Genomic DNA, 19,288 nt, shown 5'->3' on the forward strand with positions numbered 1-19,288 from the left:
TCCACCCTCAGCGCCATGGAGTGGGTCAACCTCTACGCCCTGGCGGTCAACGAGGAGAACGCCGCCGGCGGGCGCATGGTCACCGCGCCCACCAACGGTGCGGCCGGCATCGTCCCGGCGGTGCTGCACTACTACATGCGCTTCAACCCCGATGCCAGCGAGCAGGACGTGGTGGATTTCTTCCTCGCCGCCGCCGCGGTGGGCATCCTGTGCAAGAAGAACGCCTCCATCTCCGGCGCCGAAGTCGGTTGCCAAGGCGAGGTCGGTTCGGCCTGCGCCATGGCCGCCGCCGGCCTGGCCGAAGTGCTCGGCGCCACGCCCGAACAGGTCGAGAACGCCGCCGAGATCGGCCTGGAGCACAACCTCGGGCTGACCTGCGACCCGGTCGGCGGCCTGGTCCAGGTGCCCTGCATCGAGCGCAACGCCATCGCCGCAGTGAAAGCCATCAACGCCGCACAGATGGCCCTGCGTGGCGACGGCCAGCACTTCATCAGCCTCGACCAGGCCATCCGCACCATGCGCGACACCGGCGCCGACATGCACGACAAGTACAAGGAAACCTCCCGCGGCGGCCTGGCCGTCAGCATCATCGAGTGCTGACCCTCTTTTGCTCACTCCGCGCGCCCGACGCCACCTTTTGGCGCAGCGTCGCGTCGTTATCGGACAGGTCTGACAAGCGTTACTTTCGGAAAATGCTGGCACTCGGCAGCCACGGGCCGAGTGCTACCAAATGCCCCAGAGGCCACGCCCCATAGGCGTTTGCGACATGTCAGGGGTCGCATCCAAGCTCCCAAAAGCGCCGTTCCCAGGCGCTTTTCTTTTTTATTGAACGCCCAATCAACATAGGCACGGCATTTGCCTTGCTCTTGGAAGCGACGGTGACCTGCGGGTCACCCAGGCAGAAAACAAGCATAAGAAAGCCCCTCAGGGGCAACCGTGACTAGCGTGAGGAGATCGAGCATCATGAATGCTTTCAACCCCGGAGTTCCCCCGCAAAACCGAGCTCCGCAGTCCATCGGCTTCCTGCTGCTGGACAACTTCACCCTGATCTCCCTGGCCTCGGCGGTGGAACCGCTGCGTATGGCCAACCAGCTCTCCGGCAGGGAGCTGTACCGCTGGCACACCCTCACCCTCGACGGCCGCCAGGTATGGGCCAGCGACGGCCTGCAGATCACCCCCGACGCCAGCACCGACGGCGCCCCGCCGATGGATTCGCTGATCGTGGTCGGCGGCGTGGGCATCCAGCGCAGCGTCACCCGCGAGCACGTGAGCTTCCTGCAGACCCAGGCGCGCCTGGGCCGCCGCCTCGGCGCGGTGTGCACCGGCAGCTGGGCGCTGGCCCGCGCCGGCCTGCTCGACGGTTACGACTGCAGCGTGCACTGGGAATGCCTGGCGGCGATGCAGGAAGCCTTCCCGCGGGTGGCCATGAGCACCCGCCTGTTCTCCATCGACCGCAACCGCTACACCTCCTCCGGCGGCACCGCGCCGATGGACATGATGCTGCACCTGATCGGCCGCGAGCACGGCCGCGAACTGTCGGCGGCGATCTCCGAGATGTTCATCTACGAGCGCATCCGCAACGAGCAGGACCACCAGCGCGTGCCGCTCAAGCACATGCTCGGCACCAACCAGCCGAAGCTGCAGGAAATAGTCGCGCTGATGGAAGCCAACCTGGAAGAGCCGATCGACCTCGACGAACTGGCGGTCTACGTCAACGTCTCGCGGCGCCAGCTGGAGCGGCTGTTCCAGAAGTACCTGCATTGCTCGCCGTCGCGCTATTACCTGAAGCTGCGCCTGATCCGCGCGCGCCAGCTGCTCAAGCAGACCTCGATGTCGATCATCGAGGTGGCCTCGGTGTGCGGCTTCGTCTCCACCCCGCACTTCTCCAAGTGCTACCGCGAATACTTCGGCATCCCGCCACGCGACGAACGCCAGGGCCAGCCGATAGGCCAGCCGGTGATGGTCATGCCGATACCCCAGGACCTGGCGCTGATGCCGCACTCCTCGGCGATCTCGGCGCTGAGCCAGGCACAGGGGGAGTCGACCTTTGCCAGTGTGAGGGTTTGAGGTTTTTTTGCGGTGGGGTGATTGCGATGGGGGTTCACCTGTCGCTTTGGTACCTGGGATTGGCTCCGCCCCTCTCCCTAACCCTCTCCCTGAAGGGAGAGGGGACCGTTGGGCAGAAACGGTTGTTCTGGCGTTAGCCGACAACTCCGTAGGTATCAGGACGAAGCCATGCCTTCTCTCGGCACGGACAAGCCCCCTCTCCCTTCAGGGAGAGGGCTGGGGAGAGGGAATGGAGGTAACCTGAGACACTCATGCGACCGGCAAGCACCGTTCGCGAGCAAGCTCGCTCCTACAGAAAACCCGTCAGCTCAACCACTCGTCACAGCACTCGCCACGCACTTGTCCCGCCCGCTGCGCTTGGCTTCCAGCAGCGCCGCATCGGCCCGGCTGAGTGTCTGCGAGTAGCTCTCGCCCAGGCGGTATTCGGCCACGCCGAAGCTGGCGGTCACCGACAGCGCCTCGGTGCCCACGCGCACGGCCAGCGAGCGGATGTCCTGGCGTACCCGGTCGATCACCTGGTCGGCGTCGGCCATGGCGGTTTCCGGCAGCAGCAGGAGGAACTCCTCGCCGCCCCAGCGCCCGCACAGGTCGTACTGGCGCAGCGCGGCCTGCATGGTGCAGCCGATCTCCACCAGCACGCGGTCGCCCACCTCGTGGCCCCAGGTGTCGTTGACCTGCTTGAAGTGGTCGATGTCGAGGATCACCAGCACGTAGGGCTTGCCGCTGCGCTGGGCGCGCTCGCTTTCCTCGCGCAGGCGCTCCATCAGCAGGCGGCGGTTGCCGATGCCGGTCAGCGGGTCGTGGGTGGAAGCCTCGCGCAGCGCCACGTTGAGGTCGCGCATCATGTTCTGGTAGCGGTCGGAGATGCGCGCCACCTTCTCCAGCTGGCGCAACTGCTTGTGGTAGCGCTCGGACAGCGTCGAGTTCTGTGCCCGCGCCATCGACTGGAAACCGTCGGAAATCCGCGCGATGCGCTCCAGGCGCGCGAGCTGGTCGAGGGACTGCTGGTGCTTGAGGAACAGCGCCTCGCGCAGCGGATGGTCGAAATACTGCGGGTCGGCCAGCAGCTCCTCGATCAACAGGTCCAGCTCGCGTTCGCTGTTCATGGCATCACTCGTCGTAGGGCTGTATGACGAACGGGAAGCTACAGTCTTCGCGGAATTCCTCGGCCAGTTCGGCGACGCGCTCGTTGCGGCGGTCGTAGTGCCAGCTCACCTGGGTCTGTCGACCGTTGCGGTGGGCTTCCTCGAGCAGGTCGAAGATATCCATCATCGCCTTGATCGAACTGGTATTGAGGTATAGCAGACGCAGGTCCAGTGCCAGCGGGCGCTGCTCCCCGGCGAGGAAGCGTTCCACCCATTCGATCACCTGGCCGAAGAGTTCGTAGGAGTTCTCGGGATAGGAGTCGCCCTGCATGGCCAGGACGCCGGCTTCCCAGTCACCGTGGATCGACGGGGTGGACTGGGTGCCGCTGATGTGAAGGTCACTCATACCTTTGTATTCCTGAAACGCGTGGTCAGATCACGGCGCGCAGACTGAAGAACGCGCGCCCATCGGGTTGTTCGGTAAGGGAGGTCTGCAAGGGCATGCTGGACTTGCGGGCGATGTCCAGCAGGCCCAGGCCGGCGCCGCTGCTGACCCCGGAATCGCGCGGGCGGCGCAGCTGCTCCTTGTAGGCCGCCTTGAGCTGGGCCTTGTCGAGCCCGGCGATGGCCTCGATGTTGCGCACCAGCTCGCGGCCGTCCGCCAGCTCCACCAGGTTGCCGGCGGACACCACGTAGTGGCCGTCGTCGTCGCGGGCGATGGCCACGGTGGCCGAGGCGTCCTGGTCGCCGTAGCCGCGCTGGGTGGCGTAGTGGCGGATGTTCTGGGTCATCTCGATGTAGACCGCGAAGACGTCCATGGCCTCGCTGGGGTGCGCCTGCTCGGCCTGCATGTAGTTGCGCAGGGCGTGGCCGATCTCTTCGATCAGGCTGCGCGAGATCGGGCCGTTGAAGCACAGCAGGATGCGTTGTCGGGTGTAGCTTTCACGCATGGCCAACAGGTCTAGTGTCTCCATGGCGTACTCCTACTCGAATCGGAAGGACAGGATGGTGATGTCGTCGCGTTGCGGCCGTTCGCCCTGATAGTCCGCCAGGGTAGCGGCAAACACCCGCGCCTGCTCGGCCAATGGCAGACGTGAATGACGGCGCAGCAGTTCGGCGAAGCGGCTGTTGCCGAAACCGAAGCCGTGCTCGCCACCGGCCTGGTCGAGGAAGCCGTCGGTGCACAGGTAGAAGGTCCAGCCCGGCTCCAGCGGCAGCTGGATATTCTCGTACTCTCCCTGGCGCTTGTCGCCGATGGCGCGACGGCCGCCCTTGTATTCGCGAACCTCGTCACCATTGCTGGCGAACAGCGAGATCTTCGCCCCGGAGAAGTGCAGCAGCCGGCGGCCGTGGTCGACGCGCACGAAACCGGCATCCATGTTGGTGGCCAGGGCCTGGGTCACCCGCTCCTGGCCGATCATGCCGCGCATCACCTGGTCGGTCTCGCGCAGGATCGATGCAGGGTCGTGACTCTGCACGCTGTCGATGGCGTGGTCGATGGCGGCCAGCGCCAGCATGGTCATGAGCGCGCCGGGCACGCCGTGGCCGGCGCAGTCGACCACGCCGATCAGGCTGTCCTCGCTGCCTTCGCGGTAGATGTAGAAGTCGCCGCCGACCACGTCGCGCGGCTTCCACAGCACGAAATGGTGCTGGCCGAGGGACGACTGCAGCTGGCGGTCGGGCAGGATGGCGCGCTGGATCAGGCTGGCGTAGTCGATGGAATCGCCGATCTTCTTCTGCGCCGCGGCCATCTCGCGGTTGGCCTGCTCCAGGGCCTGGGTGCGCTGGCGTACCTTGTCCTCCAGGTCCTCGGTGTGCCGGCGGACCTGGTTGGCCATGCTGGCGAAGGCGTCGGACAGCTCGCCGATCTCGTCGCCGCGGGACTTGGGCAGCGGGTTGTCGTACTGCCCGGCGGCAATCGCCTTGGCCGACTGGCGCAGGCCGCGCAGCGGCTTGAGCAGCAGCAGCTCGACGGTGTAGGCGAAGCCGATCAGCAGCAGCGCCAGCAGGCCCAGCAGGGTGCCCGCCAGCGGCCAGATCCAGCGGCTGTCGAGCACCTGCGCGGCGTGCAGGTCGACGGCGCTGAGCACGTGCCAGCGCAGCTCGGGAATGTACGCGGTGGCCAGCAGCTGCCGCTTGCCGTCGAGGGTGGCCCAGAAGGTGCGCACCTCGCCCGGGTGCGCCTGAGCGTCGTCCAGCACCTGGCGCAGGCCCTTGCGTTCCTCGTCGCTGGCCAGCAGGTCGAAGACCCGGTGGCCATCGTTCCCGGCGGTGCCGGCGCCGGAACTCAGGGCGATCAGCTTGCGGTCCGGGTGCGCCTGGATGGCGCCGTCGGCGTCGACGATCATCGGCGTCACCCCGGGCTCGCGGCGCGAGATGAACTGGTCGAGGAAGGCGGTCAGGTCCAGCCCGCCGCCGGCCAGGCCAACCTTGTGGTTGCCGGCGATGACCTGGACGTTGAACCAGACCTTGGTGGCGCGCAACTTGGCGTCGTAGTTGACGTTGATGTTGTAGGGGCTGTCGCTGGCCATGGTCGCGAAGTACCAGGCGTCCTGCGGGTCGTCGCGGCTGAGGGTGTAGCGCGGGGCGTTGGACAGCGGCGAGGTGGAGTCGTTGAAGTAGTAGTGCAGCGAGGAGTCGACGATGACGAAGTAGGAATACTCGCCCTGGTCGCCACGGTAACCGTCGGCTTCACGGAAAAAGCGCGTGCGCCGCTCGGAACTGCTCTCGTCCAGCAGCCAGTCCTGGGTCACCACCGACTCGGCCAGGCGCCGCGACAGCGACAGCTCGCGGATCACCGGGGCGAGGATCTTCTGCTGGTTGAGCAGGGTGAAGTTCTTCGCATAGGCCAGGCCGAAGTGCGTACGGATGTCCTCCATCGCCTTCCAGCCGAGCAGCACCGCGGGAACCAACGCCAGAACGCAGGCCAGTAACAGCGCTACCACCGATTTGCCGCGCAATCCCCATCGTGCCGCCATGGCTGTCCCCAGAAATCCCGTTCGCCGAGTCAGTGTCGTTCTTTTGGCGAAAGCGCAATTGTGCAGGCGAGCCTTTCCCCAGGCAATGCAAATTAATGGCTATTTGCCATATTTTTGACGTCATCCGACTGACTCATTCTAGACGCGATTTCCCCCGCCGCCACGGCGCCCCGTTGCAGCGCGGGGAGGCGGTCCTCCCGGGGTCTTGCGCCTCAGCCGGCGGCGAAGGCTGCGTGCAGTTCGCCCAGGTTGGCGAAGTAGTGCGCCGGGCTTTCGGCCAGCAGCTCCTCGCGGCTGCCGAAGCCGTAGCCGACGCCGGCGGCGCTCAGGCCGTTGCGGTGCGCGCCGATCAGGTCGTGCTTGCGGTCGCCGATCATCAGCGTCTGCGCCGGGTCCAGGCCTTCGAGGCGCAGCAGGTGCTCGATCAGCTCCACCTTGTTGGTGCGGGTGCCGTCCAGCTCGCTGCCGTAGATCACCTTGAAATGCCGGGCGAAATCGAAGTGCCGGGCGATCTCGGCGGCGAACACGGTGGGCTTGCTGGTGGCGATGAACAGCGTGCGGCCCTGGCCGCCGAGCAGCGCCAGCAACTCGCCGACGCCGTCGAACACCCGGTTCTCGTACAACCCGGTGTCCTTGAAACGCACCCGGTAATGGTTCACCGCCTCCCAGGCCCGCGCCTCGTCGAAGCCATAGGTGCTCATGAAGCACTGCAGCAGCGGCGGGCCGATGAAGTGCTCGAGCCGGCGCAGGTCCGGCTCGTCGATGCCCAGCTGCGCCAGGGCATACTGGATCGAACGGGTGATGCCCTCGCGCGGGTCGGTGAGGGTGCCGTCGAGGTCGAAGAGGATGTTCTGGTAGTGCATGGGCGAAGCTGCGGCAGGAAGAATCGAACCGGAAGCATACAACTGGCCTCCGTACCTACCAAACGCCCATGCAATGACTTCCTACCCTTTTTCTGGAGCCTCTTGCGAGTCCCATGAAAATCAATGGCTTGGAGAGGCCCCTGAAAAAAGGGTTATGCGTGTGTATAGGGTGCTTTCTCGTGGGAAGTCAGGGGGTTGAGGAGTAATATCTCTACTTCACTGCCGTGTAGGCAGCTAAGAAATCAAGGACATGACAGACCGCGCCCAGGTCATCCTTCACTGCCGTGTAGGCAGCTAAGAAATTCACGTTCTGGCGCGTCATGCCGTACTCGTCCTTCACTGCCGCGTAGGCAGCTAAGAAAATGTAAGTGCGGATGCCGTCGACGGTGTCCATCTTCACTGCCGTGTAGGCAGCTAAAAAGCACTGGACACTCGGAAGAGCATTCCTGCTCGTCTCATTGCCGTACAAACAGACCGGTGCCCAATCGTCTCCGCGCGGCCTATTACCTTATTCGGCATAGCCCTCGGCGATGTGCTGGTCCTTCAGCTTCACGTAGTTGCCGGCCGTATAGGCGAAGAAGGACCTTTCCTTGTCGCTCAGCGGGCGGGCCTTCTTCGCCGGGCTGCCGACGTAGAGGAAGCCGCTTTCCAGCACCTTGCCCGGCGGCACCAGGCTGCCGGCGCCGAGGATGACTTCGTCTTCTATCACCGCGCCGTCCATGACGATGCAGCCCATGCCCACCAGCACGCGGTTGCCAACGCTGCAGCCGTGCAGCAGGACCTTGTGGCCGACGGTCACTTCGTCGCCGATGGTCAGCGGGAAGCCGTCGGGGTTGTAGGGGCCGGCGTGGGTGATGTGCAGCACGCTGCCGTCCTGGATGCTGGTCCGGTTGCCGATGCGGATGCGGTGCATGTCGCCGCGGATGGTCACCTGCGGCCACACCGAGCTGTCGGCGCCGATTTCGATGTCGCCGATGAGCACGGCGCTGGGGTCGACGAAGACGCGTTCGCCGAGTTGCGGCGTTTTACCCTGATACGAACGTATGGCCACGATAGTTTTCCTTCAGGCTGCGGATGCCGTCGATTGTATTTAAGATGGCCGGGTGTTTCCTCAGCCAAGGTTGCCACCGTGAGCGCGAATCCCCTTCTGCAGTCCTACGACCTGCCGCCCTTCTCCGCCATCCGCCCCGAGCATGTGAAGCCGGCCATCGAGCAGATCCTCGCCGACAACCGCGCCGGCATTGCGCGCATCCTCGCCGAACAGGGCGCCAACCCCAGCTGGGACGGCCTGGTGCTGGCCATGGACGAACTGCATGCGCGCCTGGGCGCGGCCTGGAGCCCGGTGAGCCACCTCAACGCCGTGTGCAACAGCGCCGAACTGCGCGAGGCCTATGAAGGCTGCCTGCCGCTGCTCTCGGCCTACTGGACCGAGCTGGGCCAGAACCGCGAGCTGTTCAAGGCCTACGAGGCCCTGGCCGCCAGCCCCGCCGCGGCGAACTTCGACGTGGCGCAGAAGACCATCCTGGAACATGCCCTGCGCGACTTCCGCCTGTCGGGCATCGACCTGCCGGCCGAGCAGCAGAAGCGCTACGCGGAAATCCAGGCGCGCCTGTCCGAGCTGGGCAGCCGCTTCTCCAACCAGTTGCTGGACGCCACCCAGGCCTGGACCAAGCACGTCACCGACGAGGCGGCGCTGGCCGGCCTGACCGACTCGGCCAAGGCGCAGATGCAGCAGGCCGCGCAGGCCAAGGGCCTGGACGGCTGGCTGATCAGCCTGGAGTTCCCCAGCTATTTCGCGGTGATGACCTACGCCGACGACCGCGCCCTGCGCGAAGAGGTCTACGCCGCCTACTGCACCCGCGCCTCCGACCAGGGCCCCAACGCCGGGCAGAACGACAACGGCCCGGTGATGCAGGAAATCCTCGACCTGCGCCAGGAACTGGCGCGCCTGCTGGGCTACGCCAACTTCTCGGCGCTGTCGCTGGCGACCAAGATGGCCGAATCCCCGGAGCAGGTGCTGCACTTCCTGCGCGACCTCGCGGTGCGCAGCAAGCCCTACGCCCAGCAGGACCTCGACCAGCTCAAGGCCTATGCCGCCGAACAGGGCTGCGCGCAGTTGCAGAGCTGGGACTCCGGCTACTACGGCGAGAAGCTGCGCGAGGCGCGCTACAGCGTGTCGCAGGAAGCGCTGCGTGCGTACTTCCCGGTGGACAAGGTGCTGTCCGGCCTGTTCGCCATCGTGCAGAAGCTCTACGGCATCCAGATCCGCGAGCTGCATGACTTCGAGCGCTGGCACCCGGACGTGCGCTTGTTCGAGATCGAGGAGAACGGCCAGCACGTCGGGCGCTTCTACTTCGACCTCTACGCCCGCGCCAACAAGCGCGGCGGCGCCTGGATGGACGGCGCCCGCGACCGCCGCCGCGACGCCGCCGGCCAGTTGGTCGCCCCGGTCGCCTACCTGGTGTGCAACTTCACCCCGGCGGTGAACGGCAAGCCGGCGCTGCTCACCCACGACGAAGTGACCACGCTGTTCCACGAATTCGGCCATGGCCTGCACCACCTGCTGACCCGCGTCGAGCACGCCGGCGCCTCGGGCATCAACGGCGTGGCCTGGGACGCGGTGGAGCTGCCCAGCCAGTTCATGGAGAACTGGTGCTGGGAGCCCGAGGGCCTGGCGCTGATCTCCGGCCACTACGAGACCGGCGCGCCGCTGCCCCAGGACATCCTGGAGAAGATGCTGGCGGCGAAGAACTTCCAGTCCGGCCTGATGATGGTGCGCCAGCTGGAGTTCTCGCTGTTCGACTTCGAACTGCACACCAGCCACGGCGACGGCCGCAGCGTGCTCGACGTGCTCAACGGCGTGCGCGACGAGGTGGCGGTGATGCGCCCACCGGCGTACAACCGCTTCGCCAACAGCTTCGCGCACATCTTCGCCGGCGGCTACGCGGCCGGTTACTACAGCTACAAGTGGGCGGAAGTGCTGTCGGCCGACGCCTTCTCGCGCTTCGAAGAAGAAGGCGTGTTCAACCCGCAGACCGGCGCCGCCTTCCGCGAGGCCATCCTGGCCAAGGGCGGCTCCCAGGAGCCGATGGCGCTGTTCGTCGCCTTCCGCGGCCGCGAGCCGTCGATCGACGCGCTGCTGCGCCATTCCGGCCTGACCGGGGAGGCTGCGTGATGGCCGAGGTGAAGAAGCGCTTCATCGCCGGCGCGGTATGCCCGGCCTGCAGCGAGCAGGACAAGATCCTGATGTGGGACGAGGACGGCGTGCCGCACCGCGAGTGCGTGGCCTGCGGCTACGCCGACACGCTCAATGCCCAGGGGCAGTCGGTGCCGAAGGAGTTGGCTACGCGGGTCAATGCCAGCGCGTTGAAGAAGCCGGCTGATCCGAAGGTGCAGGGGGTGCAGTTTTTCCCTAATCCGAAGCTGAAGAAGAAGGATTGAGGTTGCTGGGGGGATTGGTGCTGGGGGTTTAGAGCGCCCTCTCCCCCAGGGCCCGTAGGATGGTGTTGAGCGAAGCGATACCCATCACCGCCACCGCATGGGTTTCGCAAGCTCAACCCATCCTACGAAAAGCACCTCGGCGCAGCCGGCAAGACGGTTGCTCCTACGCGCCCCGCCTCACCAACCACTCCTCCAGCGCCGCCGCCGGTAAGGGCCGCGAGAACAGGTAGCCCTGGGCCACCGGGTAGCCCTGCCGGCGCAGCAGCTCCAGTTGCGCCTCGTCCTCCACCCCTTCGGCGACCACCATCAGTTCCAGGCTGCGGCCGATGTTCATCACCGCGTCGGTCAGCGCCTGCGCCGCCGCGCCGGCGTTCAGCTCGGCGACGAAGCTGCGGTCGAGTTTCAGTTCGCTGATCGGCAGGCGGTGCAGGTAGCCGAGGCTGGAATAGCCGGTGCCGAAGTCGTCCATCGACAGGCGTACACCCAAGCCATGCACGGCGCGGAGGATGTCGAGGGTCGCCGGGTGGTTGTCCAGCAGCATGCCTTCGGTGATTTCCACCACCAGGTCGGTGCCGGCCAGGCCGTTGCGCTGCAGCAGGTCCTGCAGGCGGGTCGGCAGGTCGGGGTCGCGGAAGTCGGCGGGGGACAGGTTGACCGCCACCGCCGGGATGTGGATGCTGCGCCGGCGCCAGTCGGCCAGTTGCCGGCAGGCCTCGCGCAGCACCCACTGGCTGAGTTCGCCGATGATGCCGCACTCCTCGGCCAGGGGGATGAAGCGGTTCGGCGCCACTGCGCCGAGTTGCGGGTGGCGCCAGCGGGCCAGGGCCTCCACCGCGTGCACGCGGCCGTCGTCCAGGCGCACCTGGGGCTGGTAATGCAGGCTCAGCGCCTGGCGCTGCACGGCCTCGCGCAGCGCGCTTTCCAGGGCCAGACGTTCCTGGGCGCGCTGGTTCATCTCTTCGCTGAAGAAGCGGTAGCTGCCGCGCCCGCCGTTCTTCGCCTGGTACATGGCGATGTCGGCGCGGTGCAGCAGCGTCTCCATGTCCCGGCCGTTGCTGGGGAACAGGCTGATACCGATGCTCGCCAGGGTGATCAGGCTGACGCCGCCCACCCGGTGCGCCAGGGCTAGGCGGGCGAGGATGCGCTCGGCGATCTGCGAGGCGAGCAGGCCGCCGCAGTACGGCAGCACCACCACGAACTCGTCGCCCGACAGGCGCCCCACCAGGCCCTGCTCGCGCACCACCTCCTGCAGGCGCGCCGCCACCAGGCGCAGCAGCTCGTCGCCGGCCGGGTGGCCGAGGGAATCGTTGATCTGCTTGAAACGGTCCAGGTCGATGAACAGCACCGCCATTTCCGCCTCGTCGTTCTCGATGCGCGTCATCGCCTGCTCGGCCTCGGCCAGCAGCAGGCTGCGGTTGGGCAGGCCCGTGAGGGTGTCGTAGAAGGCCAGTTGGCGGATGTGCGCGCGGGCTTCCTCGCGCTCCAGGGCCAGGGCGCACAGCGGCAGGCTGACGTCCACCAGGCGCAGGTGCAGCTCGTCCGGGCCGCGGCACTGCTCGTAGTAGAAGGCGAAGGTGCCGATGACGCGGCCCTCGCTGTTCTTGATCGGGCTCGACCAGCAGGCCTTCAGGCCCAGGGGTAGCGCCAGTTGGCGATAGTCGTCCCACAACGGGTCGCTGGCGATGTCGCTGACCATCACCGCCTTGCCCCGGTAGGCCGCGGTGCCGCAGCTGCCGGCATGGGGGCCCATGCGCGCGCCCTCGATGGACTGCGAGAAGGCCTCCGGCAGGCTCGGCGCGGCCAGCGGGTGCATGCGCCCCTGGGCGTCCACGCGCAGGATCGAGGCCTTGACCTCCGGGGCGATGCGCTCCACCTCGCGGCACACCAGGTCCATCACGTCCACCAGCGGGCGCTCGCGCACCAGGGCGTCGAGCACCTTGTTCTGCAGCACTTCGTGCAGCTTGGTGTGGGTGATGTCGGTGAGCAGCATCACCGAGTTCACCGGCTGGCCGCGGGCGTCGAGGATGGGGTTGGCCACCACCGAGCACCACAGCGGCCGGCCGATCAGGTCGCGCACCAGCTCTTCGCTGCGGAACAGCCCGGCGCCGGCCTGGCGCCAGCGCCGCACGCTGGCCTGGGGCACCTGCAGCAGCTCCGAGGGGTAGCGCCCCTGGGCCTGCTCGGCGTTCCAGCCGAACATGCGGCTGAAGCCGGCATTGACGTAGAGGATGCGCCCCTCGCGGCCGGTGACGATGACTGCGTTGTCGGTCTCGTTGGCGGCCAGCGACAGCACGTCCATCTGCTCGCGCTGGCGGCGCTGCAGGGTGCAGTCCTTGACGAAGGCGGCGAGCAGGCGCTTGCCGTCGAACTCGATGTGCGAGATCGACATCGAGCCCCACAGCCGGCTGCCGTCGCGGCAGCGCATCGGCACCTCGCTACGGCTGCCGACTATGCCCTCGGTGTCCAGGCTGGCGTCCAGACGCGGACGCACCTCCCGGGGCAGCAGCAGGCCGACGTCCTGGCCCAGCACCGCCTCGCGGGAATAGCCCCACAGGCGCTCCGCGGCGGCGTTGAACAGCAGCACGCGGTTGTGCTCGTCCAGCACCACCACGCCATCGATGGCCTGTTCGAGAATCTGCGCGAAGACATCCGGGAGCTGGTCGTAGGGCATTGCTGGCATCCATCTCGGAAACGCACTTGGGCTTTCTTCCTGCATGACAGTGCCCTCGGGTGGCCCACCAGGAAAGCGTAGTGGTTGAAAGACCGGCACGGATAATAGCCATTTGACATATCGCCTGGGGCGCCTATCTCGGAAACATTGGAGAACCGCAGCGCCGCCCGGCGGACTAGGCTATTAGGCATTTGCAGGAAGGAGCCGCCAGTGCCCCCTCGCCCCGCCCCCGACACCACAGTCCCCGACAGGGAGCACAACGGACGTGCTTGACCGTTACCACCTGCTCCAGTCCCTGCGCGCCACGCGCGTCTCGCGCATGCCGGTGAACCCGGTGCTGCAGGAAGTGGCCACGCCCACCGGGCAAGTGCTGTTCTTCCTCCTGCTCGGCGGCGGCCTGGTCTACACCTTCGGCAACCTGGCCCTGGACATCCTCGCCCAGGGCGGCCAGCTGCGCCCCAGCGGCACCCTGCTGGTGCTGGCCCTGGCGCTGCTGATCGCCCTGGGCTTCGAGTTCATCAACGGCTTCCACGACACCGCCAACGCGGTGGCCACGGTGATCTACACCAACGCCCTGCCGCCGCAGCTGGCGGTGGGCTGGTCGGGGCTGTGGAACCTGCTCGGCGTGCTCTTCTCCAGTGGCGCGGTGGCCTTCGGCATCGTCACCCTGCTGCCGCTGGACCTGCTGCTGCGGGTGGACAGCGCCGCCGGCCTGGCGATGATCTTCGCCCTGCTCGGCGCCTCCATCCTGTGGAACCTCGGCACCTGGTGGCTGGGCCTGCCGGTGTCGTCGTCGCACACCCTGATCGGCTCCATCGTCGGCGTGAGCCTGGCCCACGGCGTGCTGAGCGGCGAACTGGGCATCGACGGCAGCGCCTGGGAGCAGTTGCAGAAGGTCGGCTACGCCCTGCTGCTGTCGCCGCTGCTGGGCTTCCTCGGCGCCGGCCTGCTACTGCTGGGCATGCGCGCGGTGGCGCGGCGCAAGACGCTGTTCAGCGCGCCCCAGGGGCGCCAGCCGCCGCCGCTGGGCATCCGCGCGCTGCTGGTGCTGACCTGCACCGGGGTGTCCTTCGCCCATGGCTCCAACGACGGGCAGAAGGGCATCGGCCTGATCATGCTGATCCTCGCCGCGCTGATGCCGCTGAGCTTCGCCGTCGACCGCGGCCAGGCACCGGCCCAGGTGCAGCAACTGCGCGAACTGGCGCACCGGGCCGAACTGCAGCTGCGCCGGCTGGCCCCGGAAGACATCCCCACGGCCCCGCGCCGGGTGCTGCTGGACTACCAGAGCGAGCAGCGCCTGACCCCCGAGGTGCTGCCGGCGCTGGCCGCGCAACTGCACAACATAGGCGCGCGCCTGCGCGGCCACGACGACCTGAGCGGGCTGCCCGACGACGAGGTGCTGGCGCTGCACAACGAGCTGTACCTGAGCGTGGAGACCATCCGCCAGCTCGACCGCACCGAGCAGGTCTTCGACGTCGACACCTGGAGCACCCTGCAGGCCCTGCGCGACCGCAGCCTGGACACCGTCCAGTTCATCCCGCCGTGGGTCAAGGTGGCGGTGGCCCTGGCCCTCGGCCTGGGCACCCTGGTGGGCTGGCGGCGCATCGTCACCACCGTCGGCGAGGGCATCGGCAAGCAGCCGCTGACCTACGCCCAGGGCGCCAGCGCGCAGCTCACCGCGATGCTCACCATAGGCGCGGCGGACATCTACGGCCTGCCGGTGTCCACCACTCAGGTGCTGTCCTCCGGCGTCGCCGGGACCATGACCGCCAACGGCAGCGGCCTGCAATGGCAGACCATCCGCAACATGCTGCTGGCCTGGGTGCTGACGCTGCCGGCGGCGATCTGCCTGGCGGCGCTGCTGTACTGGTCGTTGCGGGCGTTGATCTGAGGTCGGCGATGGCATGAGCGCCGGCCCTGCCGGCGGCATCGCGGATGAATCCGCTCCTACGGGATGCGGGAGAAACACCCTCGTAGGATGGGTTGAGCGAAGCGATACCCATCACCATTCGTAGGGCGCACAACCGTTCGCGGTTGTACGCCGTTGCCCAACCCGATGTCGGGTTCGGAGCGCCTTGAGGCGGGGCTTCGGGTTTGGCTCCGCAGGGGGCCTGGGGCCATGGTCAAACGGCGGATAACCGCGAACGGTTATTCGCCCTACGCCCAGCCATCCATCGGCGGGGGCTGTCATTCGCATGGGAATACTGTATTTATATACAGTAAATTCTGGAGCCCACCCATGTCTTCTCCCCTGCCGCCGCGTGGCCGCGGCACCGCCAGCAATCCGCACAACCGCTTCGCGCCGACCCGCAGCGAGGCCGAGGACGACGGCTGGTACCAGGACGAGGCGCCGCCCTGCCGCGCCACCGAGGTGCGGATGGAGCAGGCGAAGACGGTGATCAGCCGCAACCAGTCGCCGGACGTCGGCTTCGACCGCTCGATCAACCCCTACCGCGGCTGCGAGCACGGCTGCATCTACTGCTTCGCGCGGCCCAGCCACGCCTACTGGGACCTGTCGCCGGGCATCGACTTCGAGACGCGCCTGATCGCCAAGACCAACCTCGCCGAGCGCCTGGAGGCGGAGCTGAGCAAGCCCGGCTACGTGCCGCGGCCCATCGCCCTGGGCATCAATACCGACGCCTACCAGCCGCTGGAGCGCGAGCAGCGCCTGACGCGCCAGGCGCTGGAAATCCTGCTGCGCTTCCGCCACCCGCTGCACATCATCACCAAGGGTTCGCTGATCCTGCGCGACCTCGACCTGCTGGGCGAACTGGCCAGCCTCAACCTGGTCAGCGTGGCCTTCAGCCTCACCACCCTGGACAACGAGCTCAAGCGCATCATGGAGCCGCGCACCGCCAGCCCCGGCGCGCGCCTGCGCGCCATGCGCACCCTGCACGAGCACGGCGTGCCGGTCAGCGCGGTGCTGGCGCCGATGATCCCGATGGTCAACGACATGGAGCTGGAACGCCTGCTGGAAGCCGCCCACGACAACGGCGCGCGCTCGGCCGGCTACATCCTGCTGCGCCTGCCGCTGGAGATTTCCGAGCTGTTCCAGCAATGGCTGCAGGCGCACTTCCCCGACCGCGCCGAGCACGTGATGAGCCTGATCCGCCAGAGCCGCGGCGGCAAGGACTACGACAGCCGCTTCGGCACGCGCATGCGCGGGGAAGGCGTGTTCGCCGAACTGCTGGCCAAGCGCTTCCAATTGGCCGCCCGCCGCCTGGGGCTGGACCGCCGCGACTACGGTGGGCTGGACTGCTCGCTGTTCCAGGTTCCGCGGGCACAGATGAGCCTGTTCTGAGGCGGCGCATTCACATCATCGGGCCATGATAGCTTGTCGGCATCATCGGCGATCTTGCCTTAAAGATGTCTGTAACGTGCGAGATAGAGCGTTTATTTAATTTTTGATTAATCTTCCTTGTCTAGGGTTGCCGACAGGATGACCAAACGGTCACGAACATCATTTCCCAACGTTTGTGTCTTTTCGCCATGTGCGAAACGTCGGCAAGCATGGGAAAAATCCATCGTCACTCTTCGAGGCTCATGCAATGAACGACAAATCGCACGGTGAGGAGCACATCACGGAGAATGCCGACGAGGCCCTGCGGCGCATCGTCGAAGGTTTCCGCCAGTTCCGCCAGGAGGTCTTCCCGCAACAGGAAGCGCTGTTCAAGAAGCTCGCCCATGCGCAGAACCCGCGCGCCATGTTCATCACCTGCGCGGATTCGCGCATCGTCCCCGAACTGATCACCCAGAGCTCGCCGGGCGACCTCTTCGTCACCCGCAATGTCGGCAACGTGGTGCCGCCCTACGGGCAGATGAACGGCGGCGTGTCCACCGCCATCGAGTTCGCGGTGATGGCCCTGGGCGTGCAGCACATCATCGTCTGCGGGCATTCCGACTGCGGCGCCATGAAGGCCGTGCTCGACCCGCAGACGCTGGAGCGCATGCCCACGGTGAAGGCCTGGCTGCGCCACGCCGAAGTGGCCAAGACGGTGGTCGAGCAGAACTGCGGCTGCGCCAGCCACGACACCCTGGACATCCTCACCGAGGAAAACGTGGTGGCCCAGCTCGACCACCTGAAGACCCACCCCTCGGTGGCCGCGCGCCTGGCCAGCGGGCAGTTGTTCATCCACGGCTGGGTCTATGACATCGAGACCAGCCAGATCAAGGCCTACGACGCCGAGGTGGGCCACTTCCGCCCGCTGGACGGCGAAGGCCCGATGCCCATGGCGACGCCGCGCCCGCGCTACTCGCAATCCTGACCCTCACGGGCACGGCGCCCACCTCCACAACGACAGCCGTGCCCGCTTCCTGACCTGACACCTGCCCGAACCCCGCGCCGGCCCGCCGGCGCGGCCTGACAACCTGCGCGTGTCGATGCCGCTGACCCGGCGTCGTGGGCTTTCTCGCGCCCGAAAAAGCCAAGGAGGAAAGCGCCATGCCCGTTCCCCAACCCCTTCACGCGCCCCTGCGCGCCCTCAAGGACAACCTGCCCCGCGACCTGCTGGCCTCGGTGGTGGTCTTTCTCGTCGCCCTGCCGTTGTGCATGGGTATCGCCATCGCTTCCGGCATGCCGCCGGCCAAGGGCATGCTCACCGGCATCGTCGGCGGCCTGGTGGTCGGCCTGCTGGCCGGCTCGCCGCTGCAGGTCAGCGGGCCGGCGGCGGGCCTGGCGGTGCTGGTCTTCGAACTGGTGCGCAGCCACGGCATGGCCATGCTCGGGCCGATCCTGCTGCTGGCCGGGCTGATCCAACTGGTCGCCGGGCGCCTGCGCCTGGGCTGCTGGTTCCGCGTCACCGCGCCGGCGGTGGTGTACGGCATGCTCGCCGGCATCGGCATCCTCATCGTGCTGTCGCAGGTCCACGTGATGCTCGACCTCCAGCCACAGGCATCAGGGCTGGACAACCTGCTGGCGTTCCCCGGCGCCCTCGCCGCCTCGCTGGGCAACGGCCCGCAGGCCCTGGCCCTGGGCCTCGGCACCATGGCGCTGATGTGGGGCTGGGAGCGCTTCCGCCCGGCGCGCCTGCGCTTCCTGCCCGGCGCCCTGCTCGGGGTGAGCGCGGCGACCCTGGCGAGCCTGGCGCTGCCCATGGACGTGCTGCGGGTGGAAGTGCCGGAACAGCTCAGCCAGGCCATCGACTGGGTCCGCCCGGCCGACCTGCTGCGCCTGGCCGAACCCGAGCTGCTGCTGGCGGCCCTGGCGGTGGCCTTCATCGCCAGCGCCGAGACGCTGCTCTCCGCCGCCGCGGTGGACCGCATCCACCAGGGGCCGCGTTCGGACATGGACCGTGAGCTGTCCGCCCAGGGCGTCGGCAACCTGATCTGCGGCCTGCTCGGCGCGCTGCCGATGACCGGGGTGATCGTGCGCAGCTCGGCCAACGTGCAGGCCGGCGCCCGCAGCCGACTGTCCGCCATCCTCCACGGCCTCTGGCTGCTGGCCTTCGTCGCCCTGCTCGGCGGGCTGCTGCGGCAGATCCCCATCGCCAGCCTGGCCGGGGTGCTGGTCTACACCGGGCTCAAGCTGGCCGATCCCAAGGCGCTCACCGGCCTGCTGCGCTACGGGCGGATGCCGGCGCTGGTGTACCTGGCCACGGCTTTGGGCATCGTCCTCACCGACCTGCTCACCGGCGTGCTGGTGGGCTTCGCCCTGACCCTGCTCAAGCTGGCGCTGAAGGCCGCACGGCTGAAGGCCAGCCTGCACTACAACGGCGCCGGCGACGAAGCCGAGCTGCGCCTGGTGGGCGCCGCCACCTTCCTGCGGGTACCGCAGCTGGCACGCCTGCTGGACCAGGTGAAGCCGGGCACCACGCTGCACGTGCCGCTGCAGCACCTGCGCTACATCGACCACGCCTGCATGGAGCTGCTGGAGGACTGGGGCCGCGCCGCGGCGGCCAAGGGCTGCCGGCTGAGCCTGGAAAGCCACGGCCTGCGCCGCCGCCTCGAAGGCCGCGCACGGCGCGAGGCGGGAGCGGCAGGTTCGTAGGATGGGTTTCTGCTGTCATGCCGCGACACGCATGACAGCCGGATCGCGGATGAGATCCGCCTCGGAGCCTGCGGTCCCCTCTCCCTCCGGGAGGGGGCAAGCCCGAGCACCATTCCCATGCAGGAGCGCGCCCTGCGCGCGAAATCGCGGGCAGGGCCCGCCTACACCTCCAGGGAAGCACGGCTTTTCGTAGGATG

The 19,288-nt window shown here is 67.4% G+C and carries 16 protein-coding genes; 8 read left to right on the plus strand and 8 right to left on the minus strand.

Annotation, left to right across the window (positions count from 1 at the left end; all coding sequences use genetic code 11):
- The coding region (locus RN02_RS27885; RefSeq protein ID WP_043318476.1) for an L-serine ammonia-lyase at window positions 1-600 on the plus strand (600 nt) is incomplete at its 5' end.
- Between the two features lie 363 nt (window positions 601-963).
- Window positions 964-2,067, plus strand: coding sequence for a GlxA family transcriptional regulator (locus tag RN02_RS27890; RefSeq protein WP_009614790.1), 1,104 nt, complete (start codon window positions 964-966; stop codon window positions 2,065-2,067).
- A gap of 308 nt (window positions 2,068-2,375) precedes the next feature.
- Here RN02_RS27890 and siaD read toward each other — a convergent pair whose 3' ends face one another.
- The 7 genes from siaD to RN02_RS27920 all read right to left on the minus strand — a co-directional run bounded on the left by siaD (window position 2,376) and on the right by RN02_RS27920 (window position 8,044).
- Window positions 2,376-3,173, minus strand: coding sequence for a biofilm regulation diguanylate cyclase SiaD (gene siaD, locus RN02_RS27895; protein ID WP_009614789.1), 798 nt, complete (start codon window positions 3,171-3,173; stop codon window positions 2,376-2,378).
- A gap of 4 nt (window positions 3,174-3,177) precedes the next feature.
- Window positions 3,178-3,558 (minus strand): biofilm regulation phosphoprotein SiaC, encoded by a 381-nt coding sequence (gene siaC, locus RN02_RS27900; protein ID WP_009614788.1) that lies wholly within the window; start codon window positions 3,556-3,558, stop codon window positions 3,178-3,180.
- A gap of 25 nt (window positions 3,559-3,583) precedes the next feature.
- The gene (siaB, locus tag RN02_RS27905; RefSeq protein ID WP_009614787.1) at window positions 3,584-4,126 is read right to left on the minus strand and encodes a biofilm regulation protein kinase SiaB; all 543 of its coding nucleotides are present in this window, start codon (window positions 4,124-4,126) and stop codon (window positions 3,584-3,586) included.
- 9 nt (window positions 4,127-4,135) lie between these two features.
- The gene (gene siaA / locus RN02_RS27910; RefSeq protein ID WP_009614786.1) at window positions 4,136-6,130 is read right to left on the minus strand and encodes a biofilm regulation protein phosphatase SiaA; all 1,995 of its coding nucleotides are present in this window, start codon (window positions 6,128-6,130) and stop codon (window positions 4,136-4,138) included.
- A 212-nt stretch (window positions 6,131-6,342) separates the two neighbouring features.
- Window positions 6,343-6,993, minus strand: coding sequence for an HAD family hydrolase (locus RN02_RS27915; protein ID WP_009614777.1), 651 nt, complete (start codon window positions 6,991-6,993; stop codon window positions 6,343-6,345).
- 211 nt (window positions 6,994-7,204) lie between these two features.
- Window positions 7,205-7,387, minus strand: a complete 183-nt coding sequence (locus RN02_RS34795; RefSeq protein WP_407733109.1) for a hypothetical protein — start codon at window positions 7,385-7,387, stop codon at window positions 7,205-7,207.
- A gap of 114 nt (window positions 7,388-7,501) precedes the next feature.
- Window positions 7,502-8,044, minus strand: a complete 543-nt coding sequence (locus RN02_RS27920) for a gamma carbonic anhydrase family protein (RefSeq protein ID WP_043269897.1) — start codon at window positions 8,042-8,044, stop codon at window positions 7,502-7,504.
- Between the two features lie 78 nt (window positions 8,045-8,122).
- Between RN02_RS27920 and prlC the strand changes: the two genes are divergently transcribed.
- Together prlC and RN02_RS27930 are read left to right on the plus strand one after the other, a co-directional pair.
- Window positions 8,123-10,168: an oligopeptidase A gene (gene prlC / locus RN02_RS27925; protein ID WP_043318478.1), complete on the plus strand. Its 2,046-nt coding sequence runs from the start codon at window positions 8,123-8,125 to the stop codon at window positions 10,166-10,168.
- Window positions 10,168-10,434, plus strand: a complete 267-nt coding sequence (locus RN02_RS27930) for a YheV family putative zinc ribbon protein (protein WP_043269901.1) — start codon at window positions 10,168-10,170, stop codon at window positions 10,432-10,434. The genes prlC and RN02_RS27930 overlap by 1 nt, the downstream gene beginning before the upstream one ends.
- A gap of 163 nt (window positions 10,435-10,597) precedes the next feature.
- On the opposite strand, the gene RN02_RS27935 is transcribed toward RN02_RS27930, so the two are convergent.
- Complete coding sequence (locus RN02_RS27935) at window positions 10,598-13,105, minus strand: EAL domain-containing protein (protein ID WP_043318480.1); 2,508 nt, start codon at window positions 13,103-13,105, stop codon at window positions 10,598-10,600.
- A 319-nt stretch (window positions 13,106-13,424) separates the two neighbouring features.
- Here RN02_RS27935 and RN02_RS27940 point away from each other — a divergent pair, with 319 nt between their 5' ends.
- The 4 genes from RN02_RS27940 (at window position 13,425) to RN02_RS27955 (ending at window position 19,091) form a co-directional block, all read left to right on the plus strand.
- The gene (locus RN02_RS27940) at window positions 13,425-14,996 is read left to right on the plus strand and encodes an inorganic phosphate transporter (protein ID WP_052267911.1); all 1,572 of its coding nucleotides are present in this window, start codon (window positions 13,425-13,427) and stop codon (window positions 14,994-14,996) included.
- Between the two features lie 348 nt (window positions 14,997-15,344).
- Window positions 15,345-16,406, plus strand: coding sequence for a PA0069 family radical SAM protein (locus RN02_RS27945; protein WP_043318484.1), 1,062 nt, complete (start codon window positions 15,345-15,347; stop codon window positions 16,404-16,406).
- 247 nt (window positions 16,407-16,653) lie between these two features.
- Window positions 16,654-17,370, plus strand: coding sequence for a carbonic anhydrase (locus tag RN02_RS27950; protein WP_043269908.1), 717 nt, complete (start codon window positions 16,654-16,656; stop codon window positions 17,368-17,370).
- Window positions 17,371-17,546: 176 nt separating this feature from the next.
- Window positions 17,547-19,091, plus strand: a complete 1,545-nt coding sequence (locus tag RN02_RS27955; protein WP_052267908.1) for a SulP family inorganic anion transporter — start codon at window positions 17,547-17,549, stop codon at window positions 19,089-19,091.
- Window positions 19,092-19,288: the final 197 nt, after the last annotated feature.

The organism is Pseudomonas sp. PI1 (assembly GCF_000812405.1).
Taxonomy (GTDB): domain Bacteria; phylum Pseudomonadota; class Gammaproteobacteria; order Pseudomonadales; family Pseudomonadaceae; genus Pseudomonas; species Pseudomonas citronellolis.